Source organism: Enterobacter sp. MGH85, from assembly GCF_001037655.1.
Taxonomy (GTDB): Bacteria; Pseudomonadota; Gammaproteobacteria; order Enterobacterales; family Enterobacteriaceae; genus Enterobacter; species Enterobacter intestinihominis.
Genome location: NZ_KQ089925.1, coordinates 1,442,019 through 1,457,118, shown reverse-complemented (window position 1 = coordinate 1,457,118; position 15,100 = coordinate 1,442,019). Strand labels below are relative to the sequence as shown.

Sequence of the window (15,100 nt, the reverse complement as noted above, 5' to 3'; positions counted from 1 at the left end):
GTCTTAGGCGCTGATGCCAGTAATTTTCACATCAGTGAACCACTGACGGTGGCCCTGCTGCTTACGATAGTGTTTACGACGACGAAACTTAACGATTTTAACTTTCTCGCCACGACCGTGAGCAACAACTTCAGCTTTGATAACGCCGCCATCAACGAAAGGAACGCCGATTTTGACTTCTTCACCGTTTGCGATCATCAGAACTTCAGCGAACTCAACAGATTCGCCAGTTGCGATGTCCAGCTTTTCCAGGCGAACGGTCTGACCTTCGCTTACTCGGTGTTGTTTACCACCACTTTGGAAAACCGCGTACATATAAACTCCGCTTCCGCGCACATCCTCGTATGATTCAGAGTGCGCTATAAATATTCACAATAGGGCGCGAATATTACGCAAAACGCGAGCCTTTGACAAGTGCTACCATCAATACATGAAGAAAAAAAACACAACACGTACGGTAACGTTTATCTGAGCCATTTTTTCAGTACAATCAGCAATACTATTTATAAACCGAAACCCTTTGTGTACCCATCTCGTGTGGGATAAACAGGATAAAAAGCCCGGCTTTTGCGATGAATTTAGAAAAAATCAATGAGTTAACCGCGCAAGATATGGCGGGTGTGAATGCAGCAATCCTGGAGCAACTCAACTCTGACGTTCAGCTGATCAATCAGTTGGGCTATTACATCGTCAGCGGCGGCGGTAAACGTATTCGTCCGATGATTGCCATTCTGGCCGCACGCGCGGTTGGCTATCAGGGAAATGCCCACGTCACGATCGCGGCGCTGATCGAATTTATCCACACCGCCACCCTGCTTCATGACGATGTTGTGGATGAATCAGACATGCGTCGTGGCAAAGCCACCGCCAATGCCGCGTTTGGTAATGCGGCAAGCGTTCTGGTAGGGGATTTTATCTATACCCGAGCCTTCCAGATGATGACCAGCCTTGGCTCGCTGAAGGTGCTGGAAGTGATGTCAGAAGCCGTAAACGTTATCGCTGAAGGCGAAGTCCTACAGTTGATGAACGTCAACGACCCGGATATCACCGAAGAAAACTATATGCGGGTGATTTACAGCAAGACCGCACGTCTGTTTGAAGCCGCCGCGCAGTGCTCCGGCATTCTGGCAGGCTGTAGCGAAGCTCAGGAAAAAGGGCTTCAGGACTATGGCCGTTACCTCGGCACCGCGTTCCAGCTGATTGATGATTTGCTGGACTACAGCGCGGATGGCGAAACGCTCGGTAAAAACGTTGGCGATGACCTGAACGAAGGCAAGCCAACGCTGCCGCTGCTCCACGCGATGCGCAATGGCTCACCAGAGCAGGCGAAAATGATCCGGGAGGCTATCGAGCAGGGAAATGGTCGCCATCTTCTGGAACCGGTACTGGAAACAATGGCCATCTGTGGTTCCCTTGAGTGGACGCGTCAGCGTGCTGAAGAAGAAGCAGACAAAGCCATCGCCGCAATTCAGGTCATTCCCGACAGCCCATGGCGTGATGCGCTAATCGGCCTCGCGCACATCGCCGTCCAGCGCGACCGTTAATCCCCTCCTCATCTCCCTGCGATCTCGTAGGGAGGTTCCAGTACGCACCAATAAATTACATTTACGCGTAAGCTCATCAGGTTACAGGCCGTATGTATAAAGCCGTGCCTTATTCTGAATATTGCTTCTCGTAACATGAACTTTTTAGAACAGATGTTCGAAGTGAGTATAGTAATGCTGTCTTTTCACACGAAACGACGTGGACGATAACGAACACAAGGACAGCATTATGGACACAAAATTCATCGACTGGCATTCTGCGGACATTATTGCGGCACTGCGTAAAAAAGGGACATCGCTGGCTGCCGAATCACGTCGTCATGGGCTGAGCTCGTCGACGCTGGCAAACGCCCTGACCCGCCCATGGCCGAAGGGGGAACTGATTATTGCGACGGCGCTGGATACGCATCCGTGGGTGATATGGCCGTCACGCTATCACGATCCCATTACTCATGAATTTATCGACAGAACGCGCATGATGCGCCAGAGCAAAGCGAAGAAAGCACATCAGGACTGATGCACCCGGATTTACAGGAACAGCAATCCCCCGGCCTGTTCTGGCAGGGGGGTGCCGGAACGATTACTCGCCCTTCACACGCTCGATATTCGCACCCAGCGCGCGCAGTTTGTCTTCAATACGCTCGTAACCACGATCGATGTGGTAGATACGATCGACAACGGTAGTCCCTTCTGCAATACAACCTGCCAGTACGAGGCTCGCAGACGCGCGCAGATCGGTCGCCATCACCTGCGCACCGGACAGTTTTTCAACGCCGTGGCAAATGACCGTGTTGCTTTCAATCTCAGCATGCGCACCCATACGGATCAGTTCCGGTACGTGCATGAAACGGTTTTCGAAGATAGTTTCCGTGATGAAGCCTGTGCCTTCGGCCACCAGGTTCAACAGGGTGAACTGTGCCTGCATATCCGTCGGGAATGCCGGATGTGGCGCAGTGCGCACGTTAACGGCTTTAGGACGCTGCCCGTGCATATCGAGGCTGATCCAGTCTTCACCAATTTCAATGTCCGCACCCGCATCGCGCAGTTTCGCCAGCACCGCATCCAGGGTATCCGGTTGTGCGTTACGACAAACAATCTTACCGCCAGAAATGGCAGCCGCTACCAGGAAAGTACCGGTTTCGATACGGTCTGGCAGTACGCGGTACACACCACCACCCAGACGTTCAACGCCTTCGATGGTGATACGGTCTGTGCCCTGCCCGCTGATCTTCGCCCCCAGCGCGACCAGGAAGTTCGCGGTATCCACGATTTCCGGCTCTCGGGCGGCGTTTTCGATGATGGTAGTGCCTTCTGCCAGCGTAGCAGCCGACATGATGGTTACCGTTGCGCCCACGCTCACTTTGTCCATGACAATGTGCGCGCCTTTCAGGCGACCATTGACGGACGCTTTAACGTACCCCTCTTCCAGCTTGATCTCCGCGCCCAGCTTTTCCAGACCGAAGATATGCAGGTCGACTGGACGGGCGCCGATAGCGCATCCGCCCGGCAGTGAAACCTGTCCCTGACCGAAACGCGCCACCAGCGGGCCAAGCGCCCAGATGGAAGCACGCATGGTTTTCACCAGCTCATAAGGCGCTGAGAAGTTGTTCACGTTGCTGGCATCGATCCAGACGGAACCGTTACGCTCCACTTTGGTGCCCAACTGGCCGAGCAACTTCATGGTCGTGTCGATATCTTTCAGCTTCGGTACGTTCTGGATCTCTACCGGCTCTTCTGCGAGCAGCGCAGCGAAAAGAATGGGCAGCGCGGCGTTTTTAGCGCCAGAAATTGTGACTTCGCCCTGGAGACGCGTGGGTCCCTGTACACGAAATTTATCCATCGTTTGCTCTCTTATAAATTCAACCGTGCTGCGGGCGCTTCGCCCTCAGCTCAAAAACCGTTTAGTTTGCGATCGCGTGCCCACTCCTGTGGGGTGAACGCTTTAATCGACAGGGCGTGGATGCGGTTATCCGCAATGTATTCCATCAGCGGCGCGTACACAGCCTGCTGTTTCTTCACGCGACTCATTCCGTCGAACATCTCACCCACAGCAATAACCTGGAAGTGACTGCCATCGCCAGAGACGTGGGCTTCCTGAAGGGAGAGTGCATTCATCAGCACTGTCTGGATTTCATTATTTTCCATGGGGTCTACATCATCTGATAGTGAAAACAAGCTCAACATCTTAGAGCAAAGTGGCGCGGTCTTAAACAAGCAAAAAGCCCCGACGCGTAAACTGTCGGGGCTTTCGGAAGTAACGTACTGAAAAAGTTAGCGAGGTAATACGTCTTCAGGCAAATTGTAAAGCTGTGCAAGGGTTACGACATTATCGCTTACCCCCGTCAGGGTGACGCTACTCCCCTGCTTTTTGCCCGTGGCCACCAGGTGCGCCAGCAGGGCGATACCGGCGGTATCTACCCGCGTGACGCCATGGAGATCAATCAACGTCACGCCCTGCATCGCGTTATGGCGAGCGTCCCACAGCGGGTTAAGCAGATCCTGATCCAGCTCTCCCGTCAGCGTCAACGTCTCGCCGTCACGCGCCCAGCTAAGCTGCTGTGACATTACTTCTTCTCGTCCAGGGTAATTTTCTGACGAGAGATGGACTGAAGCTGAGCCGTCAGGCCATCGATGCCTTTGGTGCGCAGCAGATCGCTCCACTCGTTCTGTTTAGTGGTGATCATGCTGACGCCTTCAGCGATCATGTCGTACGCCTGCCAGTTTCCGGTCTGGCTGTTTTTACGCCACTGGAAGTCCAGGCGTACCGGTGGACGACCGTTTGGATCGATAATCGTCACGCGGATAGGAATGATGGTGGCATCGCCCAGCGGCTGTTCAGGAGCAATCTGATAGGTCTGCCCGTGGTACATCGCCAGCGCCTGGCCGTAAGCCTGTTTCAGGTATTCACGGAACGCCGCAAAGTAAGCCTCGCGCTGCGCCGGGGTCGCGTCTTTGTAGTAACGGCCCAGCACCAGTGCGCCCGCGTACTTGATCTGCACATACGGCAGCAGTTCCTGATCCACCACATCACGCAGATAATCAGGGTTAGCGCGGATTTTTGGCTGTTCGTTTTTAAGACGGTCGAAGGTTTTCTTCGCGGCCTCATCCATCAGTTTGTACGGGTTACTCTGATCCGCAGCGTGCGCCGCGGTTAGAGGGGCAATGACCAGCATGGCAACCATTAACAGTCGTTTAAACATGAATGACTTCTCCTGAAATTAATTCGTCGCGCCTGGCGTCGGTTCGACGTTGGTGTGGTCTTCACTCTGCGCAGGGGCATCGTCAGACTTTTTATCATCCCCTTTACTGTTGTAAAGGAACTGACCAATCATATCTTCCAGCACCATCGCTGACTTGGTATCCTGGATTACGCTACCGTCTTTAAGGATAGACGTTCCCAGCTCAGGATCTTCAAAACCAACGTTAAGGGCCAGATATTGCTCCCCCAGCAGGCCAGAGGTGCGGATAGAGAGCGAGCTGGTGTCCGGAATGTGGTTATAGCGTTCTTCGATATCCATTGCGACGCGCGGCAGATAGGTTTTCTCATCAAGCGTAATGTCAGCGACACGTCCAATAACGACGCCACCAATACGGACCGGTGAGCGCGCCTTCAGGCCGCCGATATTATCGAAAGTCGCGTAGACGCGATACGTCGGCTCGGTGCGAACAGAGGTGATGTCCGCCGCGCGCAGGCAGATAAACAGCGCGGCCAGCAGCGCCAGAAGCAAAAACACGCCAACCCAAATTTCATTTTTTCTCGTTTGCATGAACTCAATTCCCAAACATCAGTGCGGTGAGCACAAAATCCAGACCTAAAACGGCCAGCGACGAATGTACGACAGTACGCGTCGTTGCACGGCTAATGCCCGCCGACGTCGGAATGGCATCGTAACCATTAAACAACGCAATCCAGGTAACCGTCACAGCGAAAACCACGCTCTTGATCAGACAGTTCACCAGATCCATCCGCAGATCGATGGCGTCCTGCATGGCAGACCAGAAGAACCCGGCATCAATGCCTTTCCAGTTGACGCCAACCAGCGCGCCTCCCCAGATACCTACCGCCACAAAGAGGATAGTCAGTAACGGCAAGGAGATAACCCCGGCCCAGAAGCGCGGCGAGATCACCCGGCGCAGCGGATCGACCGCCATCATCTCCATACTGGAGAGCTGCTCTGTGGCGCGCATCAGGCCAATTTCAGCCGTCAGCGCTGATCCGGCACGCCCGGCGAACAGCAGCGCTGCTACAACCGGCCCGAGTTCACGCAGCAGCGAGAGCGCCACCAGCATGCCAAGGCTGGTTTCCGCGCTGTAGGTTGTCAGCACCAGATACCCCTGCAACCCCAGCACCATGCCAATAAACAGACCCGACACGATGATGATAAGCATCGACAGCACGCCGACGTTATAAAGCTGCCGCACCAGTAACGGCGCATGCTTGCGGAACTCCGGTTTGCCAACCAGCGCGTTGAACAACATTAATCCGGCACGCCCGAACGTACTGATGGTTTTTAGGCCACGGTGTCCAAGACCCGCCAACGCATTTAACAGCATGAGTGGATTAACTCCCTATTCCCAGTAAATCGTCATGATAGTCGCCCGCCGGATAGCGGAAAGGCACCGGCCCATCTGCGATACCGTCCAGGAACTGCCGCACGCGCGGATCGCCATTCTCCTGCAACGCCTGAGCGCTGCCGTGGGCGACGATCTTTTTGTCAGCCACAATATAGGCGTAATCAGCAATGCTCAGCACTTCCGGCACGTCGTGGGAAACCACCACGCAGGTGACGCCAAGGGCGCTGTTCAGCTCCGAGATTAACTTCACCAGCACGCCCATGGTGATAGGGTCCTGCCCAACGAACGGTTCATCGAACATGATTAAATCGGGTTCCAGGGCAATAGCACGCGCCAGCGCGGCGCGGCGCGCCATCCCACCCGAGAGTTCGGACGGCATAAGTTTCGCAGCCCCCCGCAACCCCACGGCTTCGAGCTTCATCATCACCGTGCTGTGCAACAGCGCAGGAGGAAGATGGGTATGCTCACGCAGCGGATAGGCCACGTTGTCAAATACGTTCATATCGGTGAACAGCGCACCCGACTGAAAGAGCATGCTCATCCGTTTGCGAACCGTGTAGAGGCGCGAGCGAGACATCTCCGGGACGTTTTCACCGTCGAAGAGAATTTCGCCGCTATCAGGGGGGATTTGCCCGCCGATAAGACGCAGCAACGTCGTTTTACCGATCCCTGACGGCCCCATGATGGCGGTGATTTTACCGCGCGGCACGGTCAGCGAAATATCATCAAATATCACCCGGTTGCCGCGAGAAAAACTGACGCCCCGGACATCGACTATATTCGCCATCGTTTGGCTCATTTATGGTTCCTTACTTACCTTGCTTCACTGCTGGCATGAAGCGTAAATCAGCCCTAAACCCCGCATTTTTACAGAATATTCACTATTGGGGTTAGCGAAAGCTGGCATTTGTTTTACTTTTCCGGCGCATAAAGTCAAAATTAGGAATTCGTCACGTCTCAGACTTCATCTGGCGCTAAAATTCGTGCGCAGTGGACCAGCGAGTATACCTGAAGAAAGGACTTTTGATGCTTTTAGCAACAGCACTGTTAATAATTGGTTTACTGTTGGTGGTCTACAGTGCTGACCGTTTGGTCTTTGCCGCATCCATTCTCTGTCGACTCATTGGCATGCCGCCCATCATTATTGGGATGACGGTGGTCAGTGTAGGCACATCGCTTCCTGAAATCATTGTTTCTGTTTCAGCCTCGTTGCATGGCCAGGTCGACCTCGCTATTGGCACTGCGATTGGCTCTAACATCGTCAATATCTTGCTGATTTTAGGCTTAGCCGCATTACTGCATCCATTTCGCGTACATTCCGATGTTTTGCGTCGTGAATTGCCGCTAATGTTAGTCGTCAGTCTGCTGGCAGGCTATGTGCTTTATGACGGGGTGCTGAGCGTCGGTGACGGTATATTCCTGCTCGCCCTGGCCGTGATCTGGTTGCTTTACAGCGTGAAGATCGCACGTCTGGCGGAAAAACAGGGTAACGATAGCCTCACGCGTGAGCATCTCGCCGAACTGCCACGGGAAGGGACCTTACCCGTCGCCCTGCTGTGGCTGGGCGTCGCGCTGATTATAATGCCAATGGCCACGCGGATGGTGGTCGATAACGCGACGGTGCTGGCGAACGCGTTTGCGATGAGCGAACTGACAATCGGTCTGACGGTCATCGCCATCGGCACCAGCCTGCCAGAGCTGGCTACCGCCATCGCCGGGGCGCGTAAAGGGGAAGATGATATCGCCATCGGCAATATCATTGGCTCGAATATTTTCAATATCGCGATCGTGACGGGGCTGCCGGCATTAATCTCACCGGGGCCGTTTAACCCTATGGTCTTCACGCGCGATTACGGTGTGATGCTACTGGTCAGCGTAATTTTCGCCCTGCTCTGCTGGCGGCGAAAAGAGCAGATCGGCAAAGGCGCGGGCGCGCTGCTGACGGGTGGATTTATCGTATGGCTGGCGATGCTGTACTGGCTCTCGCCACTTCTCTCTGGGTAAACGGAAACGCATTATGTCGCAAATAGAATTGCAGCCGGGTTTTGACTTTCAGAAAGCAGGCAAAGACGTTCTGGAGATTGAACGTGAAGGTCTGGCGCAGTTAGATCAGTACATTAATCAGGATTTTAGTTTGGCCTGTGAGAAGATGTTCTACTGCGCCGGTAAAGTCGTGGTGATGGGAATGGGCAAATCCGGCCATATCGGGCGCAAAATGGCGGCGACCTTTGCCAGTACCGGCACGTCGTCATTCTTCGTTCATCCCGGTGAAGCCGCGCACGGTGACCTCGGCATGGTTACGCCGCAGGACGTGGTTATTGCGCTGTCCAACTCCGGGGAATCGAATGAAATCCTGGCGTTGATCCCGGTGCTGAAGCGTCTGCACGTACCGCTGATTTGCATGACCAGCCGCCCGGAAAGCAGCATGGCGCGTGCGGCAGATATTCACCTGTGCGTGAAGGTGCCTAAAGAAGCCTGTCCGCTGGGGCTGGCGCCGACCTCCAGCACAACCGCCGCGCTGGTGATGGGCGATGCCCTTGCCGTTGCGCTGCTGGAAGCCCGCGGTTTTACGCCTGAAGATTTCGCTCTGTCTCACCCCGGCGGCGCGCTCGGGCGCAAACTGCTGCTGCGGGTCAACGATATTATGCACACCGGGGATGAGATCCCGCACGTCAGCAAAGAGGCCTCTTTGCGCGACGCGTTACTGGAGATTACCCGTAAAAACCTGGGCATGACGGTTATCTGCGACGATCTGATGAAAATTCAGGGCATTTTCACCGACGGCGACCTGCGCCGGGTATTCGATATGGGTGTGGATGTCCGAACGCTGGGCATCGCTGATGTAATGACACCAGGCGGGATCCGCGTCCGTCCGGGCACGCTGGCGGTAGATGTACTGAACCTGATGCAGTCCCGTCATATTACCTCAGTGATGGTTGCCGATGGCGACCAACTGCTGGGTGTGGTACATATGCATGATCTGCTGCGCGCTGGCGTAGTGTAATGAAGGATAAGACAATGAGTAATGCGGGTGCATCCCTTGCAACCTGTTATGGCCCGGTGAGCGCCCACATGATGGCAAAGGCGGAAAATATCCGCCTGCTGATCCTCGATGTGGATGGTGTGCTCTCCGACGGTCTGATTTATATGGGCAATAACGGCGAAGAGCTGAAAGCCTTTAACGTTCGCGACGGTTACGGTATCCGCTGTGCGCTCACGTCCGGTATTGAAGTTGCAATCATCACCGGGCGGAAAGCTAAACTGGTAGAAGATCGGTGTGAAACGCTGGGCATTACCCATCTCTATCAGGGGCAGTCTGATAAGATGGTAGCCTTCCGGGATCTGTTGGGAAAACTGGCCATTGCACCAGAGAATGTGGCATACGTCGGGGATGATTTGATCGACTGGCCAGTCATGGCGGAGGTGGGTCTGAGCATCGCCGTGGCTGACGCGCACCCGCTGCTGATCCCGCGTGCTGATTACGTTACCCATATTCACGGTGGCCGCGGCGCCGTCCGTGAAGTCTGCGATCTGCTTCTGCTGGCGCAGGGCAAGCTTGATGAGGCGAAAGGGCAATCGATATGAGTAAAACCAGACGTTGGGTTATCATTCTGCTTGCGCTTGTCGCCCTGGTACTGATTGGCGTAAACCTCGCTGACCGCGAAGATACGCAAGCGGAAGTGGTTAACACGAGCGACCCGACCTATAAAAGCGATCACAGCGACACCGTGGTCTATAGCCCGGAAGGTGCGCTGAACTATCGCCTCGTTGCTCAGCATGTAGAATATTTTTCAGATGACGGTACTTCGTGGTTTACCCAACCGGTCATGACCACCTTTGATACGGACAAAGTGCCGACGTGGTCTATCAAGTCTGACCGGGCAAAACTGACAAATGACCGTATGCTTTACCTGTATGGTCACGTTGAAGTCAACGCCCTGACCGCTGACGCGCAACTGCGAAAAATTACGACGGATAACGCCCAGATCAACCTGGTCACCCAGGATGTCACGTCGCAGGATTTAGTCACCCTGTATGGCACAACATTTAATTCCAGCGGTTTAAGAATGCGCGGGAACTTACGCAGCAAAAACGCCGAGCTGATTGAAAAGGTTAGAACCTCCTATGAAATTCAAAACAAACAAACTCAGCCTTAAAGTTGTTATCGCCAGCGCGCTGCTGGCGGCCAGTCTTCCCGCGCTTGCTGTGACTGGCGATACCGAACAGCCGATTCATATTGAATCCGATACCCAGTCTCTGGATATGCAGGGTAACGTCGTCACCTTTACCGGCAACGTGGTCATGACCCAGGGCACCATCAAAATCAACGCCGACAAAGTGGTCGTTACCCGACCGGGCGGCGAGCAGGGCAAAGAGATTATCGATGGTTATGGCAACCCGGCCACCTTCTACCAGATGCAGGACAACGGCAAGCCGGTGAAAGGCCATGCCTCGCATATGCACTATGAACTGGCGAAGGATCTGGTCATCCTGACCGGTAATGCTTACCTGGAACAGCTGGACAGCAATATCAAAGGCGACAAAATCACTTATCTGGTGAAAGAGCAGAAAATGCAGGCCTCCAGTGAAAAAGGCAAACGCGTCACGACCGTTCTTGTGCCTTCGCAATTGCAGGACAAGAACAACGGCCAGGCTCCGGCACAGAAAAAGAGTAACTAATTCGTTATGGCAACTTTAACTGCAAAAAACCTCGCGAAAGCGTATAAGGGCCGCCGCGTCGTCGAAGATGTCAGTCTGACCGTCAACTCCGGCGAAATCGTGGGTTTGCTTGGCCCTAACGGGGCGGGTAAAACCACGACCTTCTACATGGTGGTGGGCATCGTCCCGCGTGACGCCGGCAACATCATCATCGATGATGAAGATATCAGTCTGCTGCCACTGCATGCCCGCGCGCGTCGTGGCATCGGCTATCTGCCGCAGGAAGCCTCCATCTTCCGCCGCTTAAGCGTGTTCGACAACCTGATGGCCGTGCTTCAGATCCGTGACGATCTGACCAGCGAGCAGCGCACTGACCGTGCGAACGAGCTGATGGAAGAGTTTCATATCGAACATCTGCGTGACAGCCTCGGTCAGGCGCTGTCCGGTGGTGAACGCCGCCGCGTTGAGATTGCGCGCGCGCTGGCAGCAAACCCGAAATTTATCCTGCTGGATGAACCGTTTGCGGGCGTTGACCCCATCTCCGTTATCGATATCAAACGTATTATTGAGCACCTGCGCGACAGCGGGCTTGGCGTACTGATCACGGACCACAACGTTCGTGAAACGCTGGCCGTGTGTGAGCGCGCCTACATAGTGAGCCAGGGCCATCTGATTGCCCACGGCACGCCACAGCAAATCCTCGAAGATGAGCATGTTAAGCGCGTGTACCTTGGGGAAGACTTCAGACTCTGATAGGGTAGAGGTTAAGTCACGCCGAACCGGAGAAAAACGCTCTGAACATGAAGCAAGGTTTGCAATTACGGCTCAGCCAGCAACTGGCCATGACGCCGCAGCTACAACAGGCAATCCGTCTGTTGCAGCTGTCCACGTTAGAACTCCAGCAGGAGCTCCAGCAGGCGCTGGACAGCAATCCGCTGCTGGAGCAAACCGATCTTCATGACGAGGTAGACGCTCAGCAGACGCAGGACACAGAAACGCTCGACTCCGTAGATGCGCTCGAACAGAAAGAGATGCCGGAGGAACTGCCGCTGGATGCCAGCTGGGATGAAATCTACACCGCGGGTACCCCTTCCGGGACGCGTGCAGATTACCAGGACGATGAACTCCCGGTCTACCAGGGCGAAACTACCCAGTCGCTTCAGGACTACCTGATGTGGCAGGTGGAGCTGACGCCTTTCTCCGATACCGATCGCGCCATTGCCACCTCGATTGTCGATGCCGTTGACGACACGGGCTATTTGACCGTGACGCTGGACGAGATTCTGGAAAGCATCGGCGATGACGAGATTGAACTGGAAGAGATCGAAGCCGTCCTGAAACGCGTTCAGCGTTTCGACCCGATTGGCGTTGCTGCGAAAGATCTGCGCGACTGCCTTCTGATCCAGCTTTCGCAGTTTGCCAAAGAGACACCGTGGATTGACGAAGCCCGGCTCATCATCAGCGAGCATCTGGATTTGCTGGCAAATCACGACTTCCGCACCCTGATGCGCGTCACGCGCCTCAAAGAAGAGGTGCTGAAGGAAGCGGTGAATCTGATCCAGTCACTCGATCCGCGTCCGGGGCAATCGATCCAGACCAGCGAACCGGAATACGTTATTCCTGATGTGCTGGTGAGAAAACACAATGGCCGCTGGGTCGTTGAACTGAACGCCGACAGCATTCCTCGCCTGCAAATCAACCAGCAATACGCCTCCATGTGCACCAGCGCCCGTAACGACGCTGATAATCAATACATTCGCAGCAACCTTCAGGAAGCACGCTGGTTGATTAAGAGTCTGGAAAGCCGTAATGACACGCTGCTGCGCGTCAGCCGCTGTATTGTCGAACAGCAGCAGGCATTCTTTGAGCAGGGCGAAGAGTTTATGAAACCGATGGTGCTGGCGGACATCGCCCAGGCCGTCGAGATGCATGAATCAACCATTTCCCGCGTGACCACGCAGAAGTATCTGCACAGCCCACGCGGTATTTTTGAGCTTAAGTATTTCTTCTCCAGCCACGTGAACACCGAAGGCGGCGGCGAAGCCTCGTCAACGGCTATTCGCGCACTGGTGAAGAAGTTGATCGCCGCGGAGAACCCCGCGAAGCCACTCAGTGACAGTAAGTTAACCACCATGCTGTCCGATCAGGGTATTATGGTGGCACGCCGTACTGTCGCGAAGTATCGAGAGTCTTTATCCATTCCGCCGTCTAACCAGCGTAAACAACTGGTTTGACACAACCGATAAGGAAGACACTATGCAGCTCAATATCACCGGACATAACGTCGAAATTACTGAGGCTTTACGCGATTTTGTAAACGCTAAGTTCGCGAAACTCGAGCAGTATTTCGAGAGGATCAACCAGGTCTATGTTGTGTTGAAAGTGGAGAAAGTGACGCATATCTCGGATGCGACCCTGCACGTCAACGGAGGGGAACTTCATGCCAGTGCGGAAGGGCAAGACATGTACGCGGCTATCGACGGCTTGATTGATAAGCTTGCGAGACAGCTCAATAAACATAAAGATAAACTGAAACAACACTAATTGTCCGGGCAGTTAACGGGTGCAGGACGGCCTGTTGTGAAACACAACAGGCCATTTGTACAGTTAGCGCTTAGGTGAAATTATGATAAACAACGATTCCGCTCTTCAACTGAGCAATGTCCTTAACCAGGATTGTACCCGCAGTGGCGTTCACTGCCAGAGCAAAAAACGTGCGCTGGAAATCATCAGTGAGCTGGCCGCAAAACAGCTGGGTCTGCCGCCGCAGATCGTGTTTGAAGCCATTCTGACCCGTGAAAAAATGGGCAGTACCGGCATCGGCAATGGCATTGCGATCCCGCATGGCAAGCTGGAAGAAGATACGCTGCGTGCCGTGGGGGTGTTTGTGCAACTGGAAACGCCTATCGCTTTTGACGCCATCGATAACCAGCCTGTGGATCTGCTCTTCGCGCTGCTGGTTCCTGCCGATCAGACCAAAACCCACCTGCACACGCTGTCGCTGGTTGCCAAACGTCTGGCGGATAAAACCATTTGTCGTCGACTGCGCTCAGCTCAAAGTGATGAAGAGCTTTATCAAATTATCACTGAAGCAGAAGGCAATCAGGATGAGGCATAATCGGGAAAGGGCCTTCAGAACGGCTTCCCTGAGGAGAAACGGAACATGGTGCTGATGATCGTCAGCGGTCGTTCGGGGTCCGGGAAGTCCGTGGCCCTGCGCGCGCTGGAAGACATGGGATTTTACTGCGTAGATAACCTGCCGGTAGTGCTGTTACCCGATCTGGCGCGGACGCTGGCGGACAGGCAAATCTCTGCCGCCGTCAGTATTGACGTGCGTAACATGCCGGAATCGCCGGAAATCTTCGAGCAGGCAATGAACAGCCTGCCGGAGTGCTTCTCGCCTCAGCTCTTGTTCCTGGATGCTGACCGCAACACGCTGATCCGCCGTTACAGCGATACACGTCGTTTGCACCCGCTCTCGAGTAAAAATCTTTCGCTGGAAAGCGCCATCGATAAAGAGAGCGATCTGCTTGAGCCGCTGCGTTCCCGGGCCGACCTGATTGTCGACACTTCAGAAATGTCCGTCCACGAGCTGGCGGAAATGCTGCGTACTCGCTTACTCGGCAAGCGCGAGCGCGAACTGACGATGGTGTTTGAATCCTTCGGCTTTAAGCACGGTATCCCTATCGATGCGGATTACGTTTTTGATGTGCGTTTCCTGCCGAACCCACACTGGGATCCGAAACTGCGTCCGATGACCGGTCTGGATAAGCCGGTGGCGGCGTTCCTCGACCGACACACAGAAGTACACAATTTTATCTACCAGACGCGAAGCTACCTTGAGCTATGGTTACCTATGCTGGAGACAAACAATCGTAGCTACCTGACGGTGGCGATTGGCTGTACCGGCGGTAAACATCGTTCGGTCTACATTGCCGAACAGCTGGCCGATTACTTCCGCTCACGCGGGAAGAACGTTCAGTCCCGTCATCGCACGCTGGAAAAACGCAAAACATGACCGTAAAACAGACCGTCGAAATCACCAATAAGCTGGGCATGCATGCGCGCCCGGCGATGAAGCTGTTTGAACTGATGCAGGGTTTTGATGCTGAGGTGCTGCTGCGCAACGATGAGGGAACCGAGGCAGAAGCCAACAGCGTGATTGCGCTGCTGATGCTGGATTCTGCCAAAGGCCGCCAGATTGAAGTTGAAGCCACCGGCCCGCAGGAAGAAGAAGCGCTGGCGGCAGTGATTGCCCTGTTTAACGCCGGGTTTGACGAAGATTAACGTTCGCCACGTCGGCGGGTAGCGCTGCGCTTACC

The 15,100-nt window shown here is 54.5% G+C and carries 21 protein-coding genes; 13 read left to right on the top strand and 8 right to left on the bottom strand.

The genetic code is table 11. The features are described from left to right. Positions 1-3 precede the first annotated feature (3 nt). Entirely contained in the window at positions 4-315 is a 312-nt protein-coding gene (gene rplU, locus SK51_RS06865; RefSeq protein WP_003025032.1) for a 50S ribosomal protein L21, read from the bottom strand. A 257-nt stretch (positions 316-572) separates the two neighbouring features. On the opposite strand from rplU, the gene ispB reads away from it, so the two are divergent. Both ispB and sfsB read left to right on the top strand, forming a co-directional pair. Then, positions 573-1,544 carry an octaprenyl diphosphate synthase gene (ispB, locus tag SK51_RS06860; RefSeq protein ID WP_023307063.1) on the top strand — a complete coding sequence of 324 codons (972 nt, stop codon included), beginning with the start codon at positions 573-575 and terminating at the stop codon, positions 1,542-1,544. Between the two features lie 229 nt (positions 1,545-1,773). Then, a complete protein-coding gene (gene sfsB / locus SK51_RS06855; RefSeq protein WP_022649524.1) occupies positions 1,774-2,061 on the top strand; it encodes a DNA-binding transcriptional regulator SfsB in 288 nt (95 codons plus the stop codon). 63 nt (positions 2,062-2,124) lie between these two features. Here sfsB and murA read toward each other — a convergent pair whose 3' ends face one another. The 7 genes from murA to mlaF form a co-directional block, all read right to left on the bottom strand. Then, positions 2,125-3,384, bottom strand: coding sequence for a UDP-N-acetylglucosamine 1-carboxyvinyltransferase (gene murA / locus SK51_RS06850; protein WP_006812128.1), 1,260 nt, complete (start codon positions 3,382-3,384; stop codon positions 2,125-2,127). 50 nt (positions 3,385-3,434) lie between these two features. Next, positions 3,435-3,689: a BolA family iron metabolism protein IbaG gene (gene ibaG, locus SK51_RS06845; RefSeq protein ID WP_003861840.1), complete on the bottom strand. Its 255-nt coding sequence runs from the start codon at positions 3,687-3,689 to the stop codon at positions 3,435-3,437. 126 nt (positions 3,690-3,815) lie between these two features. Then, the gene (mlaB, locus tag SK51_RS06840) at positions 3,816-4,109 is read right to left on the bottom strand and encodes a lipid asymmetry maintenance protein MlaB (protein WP_022649525.1); all 294 of its coding nucleotides are present in this window, start codon (positions 4,107-4,109) and stop codon (positions 3,816-3,818) included. Further along, positions 4,109-4,744, bottom strand: coding sequence for a phospholipid-binding protein MlaC (mlaC, locus tag SK51_RS06835; protein WP_023307064.1), 636 nt, complete (start codon positions 4,742-4,744; stop codon positions 4,109-4,111). Before mlaC ends, mlaB begins: the two co-directional genes overlap by 1 nt. A gap of 18 nt (positions 4,745-4,762) precedes the next feature. After that, positions 4,763-5,311 carry an outer membrane lipid asymmetry maintenance protein MlaD gene (gene mlaD / locus SK51_RS06830; RefSeq protein WP_022649526.1) on the bottom strand — a complete coding sequence of 183 codons (549 nt, stop codon included), beginning with the start codon at positions 5,309-5,311 and terminating at the stop codon, positions 4,763-4,765. A gap of 4 nt (positions 5,312-5,315) precedes the next feature. Further along, a complete protein-coding gene (gene mlaE, locus SK51_RS06825) occupies positions 5,316-6,098 on the bottom strand; it encodes a lipid asymmetry maintenance ABC transporter permease subunit MlaE (protein WP_003861848.1) in 783 nt (260 codons plus the stop codon). Positions 6,099-6,105: 7 nt separating this feature from the next. Then, positions 6,106-6,918 (bottom strand): phospholipid ABC transporter ATP-binding protein MlaF, encoded by an 813-nt coding sequence (gene mlaF / locus SK51_RS06820; protein ID WP_022649527.1) that lies wholly within the window; start codon positions 6,916-6,918, stop codon positions 6,106-6,108. A gap of 227 nt (positions 6,919-7,145) precedes the next feature. Between mlaF and SK51_RS06815 the strand changes: the two genes are divergently transcribed. The 11 genes from SK51_RS06815 (at position 7,146) to npr (ending at position 15,065) form a co-directional block, all read left to right on the top strand. Further along, entirely contained in the window at positions 7,146-8,123 is a 978-nt protein-coding gene (locus tag SK51_RS06815) for a calcium/sodium antiporter (RefSeq protein ID WP_003861852.1), read from the top strand. Between the two features lie 13 nt (positions 8,124-8,136). Then, on the top strand, positions 8,137-9,123 hold the full coding sequence (gene kdsD, locus SK51_RS06810; protein ID WP_003861853.1) for an arabinose-5-phosphate isomerase KdsD: 987 nt from the start codon (positions 8,137-8,139) through the stop codon (positions 9,121-9,123). Positions 9,124-9,137: 14 nt separating this feature from the next. Beyond that, the gene (gene kdsC / locus SK51_RS06805; protein WP_017382729.1) at positions 9,138-9,704 is read left to right on the top strand and encodes a 3-deoxy-manno-octulosonate-8-phosphatase KdsC; all 567 of its coding nucleotides are present in this window, start codon (positions 9,138-9,140) and stop codon (positions 9,702-9,704) included. Next, positions 9,701-10,276 (top strand): LPS export ABC transporter periplasmic protein LptC, encoded by a 576-nt coding sequence (gene lptC, locus SK51_RS06800; RefSeq protein ID WP_022649529.1) that lies wholly within the window; start codon positions 9,701-9,703, stop codon positions 10,274-10,276. Before kdsC ends, lptC begins: the two co-directional genes overlap by 4 nt. Continuing rightward, positions 10,245-10,799 carry a lipopolysaccharide ABC transporter substrate-binding protein LptA gene (lptA, locus tag SK51_RS06795; RefSeq protein ID WP_006812136.1) on the top strand — a complete coding sequence of 185 codons (555 nt, stop codon included), beginning with the start codon at positions 10,245-10,247 and terminating at the stop codon, positions 10,797-10,799. Before lptC ends, lptA begins: the two co-directional genes overlap by 32 nt. 6 nt (positions 10,800-10,805) lie before the next feature. Continuing rightward, complete coding sequence (gene lptB / locus SK51_RS06790) at positions 10,806-11,531, top strand: LPS export ABC transporter ATP-binding protein (protein ID WP_003861862.1); 726 nt, start codon at positions 10,806-10,808, stop codon at positions 11,529-11,531. A 47-nt stretch (positions 11,532-11,578) separates the two neighbouring features. Beyond that, complete coding sequence (gene rpoN / locus SK51_RS06785) at positions 11,579-13,012, top strand: RNA polymerase factor sigma-54 (RefSeq protein ID WP_022649530.1); 1,434 nt, start codon at positions 11,579-11,581, stop codon at positions 13,010-13,012. Positions 13,013-13,034: 22 nt separating this feature from the next. Further along, entirely contained in the window at positions 13,035-13,322 is a 288-nt protein-coding gene (gene hpf / locus SK51_RS06780) for a ribosome hibernation promoting factor (protein ID WP_014171818.1), read from the top strand. Between the two features lie 82 nt (positions 13,323-13,404). Next, entirely contained in the window at positions 13,405-13,896 is a 492-nt protein-coding gene (gene ptsN / locus SK51_RS06775; protein WP_003861869.1) for a PTS IIA-like nitrogen regulatory protein PtsN, read from the top strand. A 45-nt stretch (positions 13,897-13,941) separates the two neighbouring features. Next, complete coding sequence (gene rapZ / locus SK51_RS06770) at positions 13,942-14,796, top strand: RNase adapter RapZ (RefSeq protein WP_003861870.1); 855 nt, start codon at positions 13,942-13,944, stop codon at positions 14,794-14,796. Beyond that, positions 14,793-15,065, top strand: coding sequence for a PTS phosphocarrier protein NPr (gene npr, locus SK51_RS06765; RefSeq protein ID WP_003861872.1), 273 nt, complete (start codon positions 14,793-14,795; stop codon positions 15,063-15,065). The genes rapZ and npr overlap by 4 nt, the downstream gene beginning before the upstream one ends. Positions 15,066-15,100: the final 35 nt, after the last annotated feature.

Bases quoted from the DNA above. Each gene is read 5' to 3' on its own strand.
- rplU (WP_003025032.1), bottom strand. From the start codon at position 315: ATGTACGCGGTTTTCCAAAGTGGTGGTAAACAACACCGAGTAAGCGAA.
- ispB (WP_023307063.1), top strand. From the start codon at position 573: ATGAATTTAGAAAAAATCAATGAGTTAACCGCGCAAGATATGGCGGGT.
- sfsB (WP_022649524.1), top strand. From the start codon at position 1,774: ATGGACACAAAATTCATCGACTGGCATTCTGCGGACATTATTGCGGCA.
- murA (WP_006812128.1), bottom strand. From the start codon at position 3,384: ATGGATAAATTTCGTGTACAGGGACCCACGCGTCTCCAGGGCGAAGTC.
- ibaG (WP_003861840.1), bottom strand. From the start codon at position 3,689: ATGGAAAATAATGAAATCCAGACAGTGCTGATGAATGCACTCTCCCTT.
- mlaB (WP_022649525.1), bottom strand. From the start codon at position 4,109: ATGTCACAGCAGCTTAGCTGGGCGCGTGACGGCGAGACGTTGACGCTG.
- mlaC (WP_023307064.1), bottom strand. From the start codon at position 4,744: ATGTTTAAACGACTGTTAATGGTTGCCATGCTGGTCATTGCCCCTCTA.
- mlaD (WP_022649526.1), bottom strand. From the start codon at position 5,311: ATGCAAACGAGAAAAAATGAAATTTGGGTTGGCGTGTTTTTGCTTCTG.
- mlaE (WP_003861848.1), bottom strand. From the start codon at position 6,098: ATGCTGTTAAATGCGTTGGCGGGTCTTGGACACCGTGGCCTAAAAACC.
- mlaF (WP_022649527.1), bottom strand. From the start codon at position 6,918: ATGAGCCAAACGATGGCGAATATAGTCGATGTCCGGGGCGTCAGTTTT.
- SK51_RS06815 (WP_003861852.1), top strand. From the start codon at position 7,146: ATGCTTTTAGCAACAGCACTGTTAATAATTGGTTTACTGTTGGTGGTC.
- kdsD (WP_003861853.1), top strand. From the start codon at position 8,137: ATGTCGCAAATAGAATTGCAGCCGGGTTTTGACTTTCAGAAAGCAGGC.
- kdsC (WP_017382729.1), top strand. From the start codon at position 9,138: ATGAGTAATGCGGGTGCATCCCTTGCAACCTGTTATGGCCCGGTGAGC.
- lptC (WP_022649529.1), top strand. From the start codon at position 9,701: ATGAGTAAAACCAGACGTTGGGTTATCATTCTGCTTGCGCTTGTCGCC.
- lptA (WP_006812136.1), top strand. From the start codon at position 10,245: ATGAAATTCAAAACAAACAAACTCAGCCTTAAAGTTGTTATCGCCAGC.
- lptB (WP_003861862.1), top strand. From the start codon at position 10,806: ATGGCAACTTTAACTGCAAAAAACCTCGCGAAAGCGTATAAGGGCCGC.
- rpoN (WP_022649530.1), top strand. From the start codon at position 11,579: ATGAAGCAAGGTTTGCAATTACGGCTCAGCCAGCAACTGGCCATGACG.
- hpf (WP_014171818.1), top strand. From the start codon at position 13,035: ATGCAGCTCAATATCACCGGACATAACGTCGAAATTACTGAGGCTTTA.
- ptsN (WP_003861869.1), top strand. From the start codon at position 13,405: ATGATAAACAACGATTCCGCTCTTCAACTGAGCAATGTCCTTAACCAG.
- rapZ (WP_003861870.1), top strand. From the start codon at position 13,942: ATGGTGCTGATGATCGTCAGCGGTCGTTCGGGGTCCGGGAAGTCCGTG.
- npr (WP_003861872.1), top strand. From the start codon at position 14,793: ATGACCGTAAAACAGACCGTCGAAATCACCAATAAGCTGGGCATGCAT.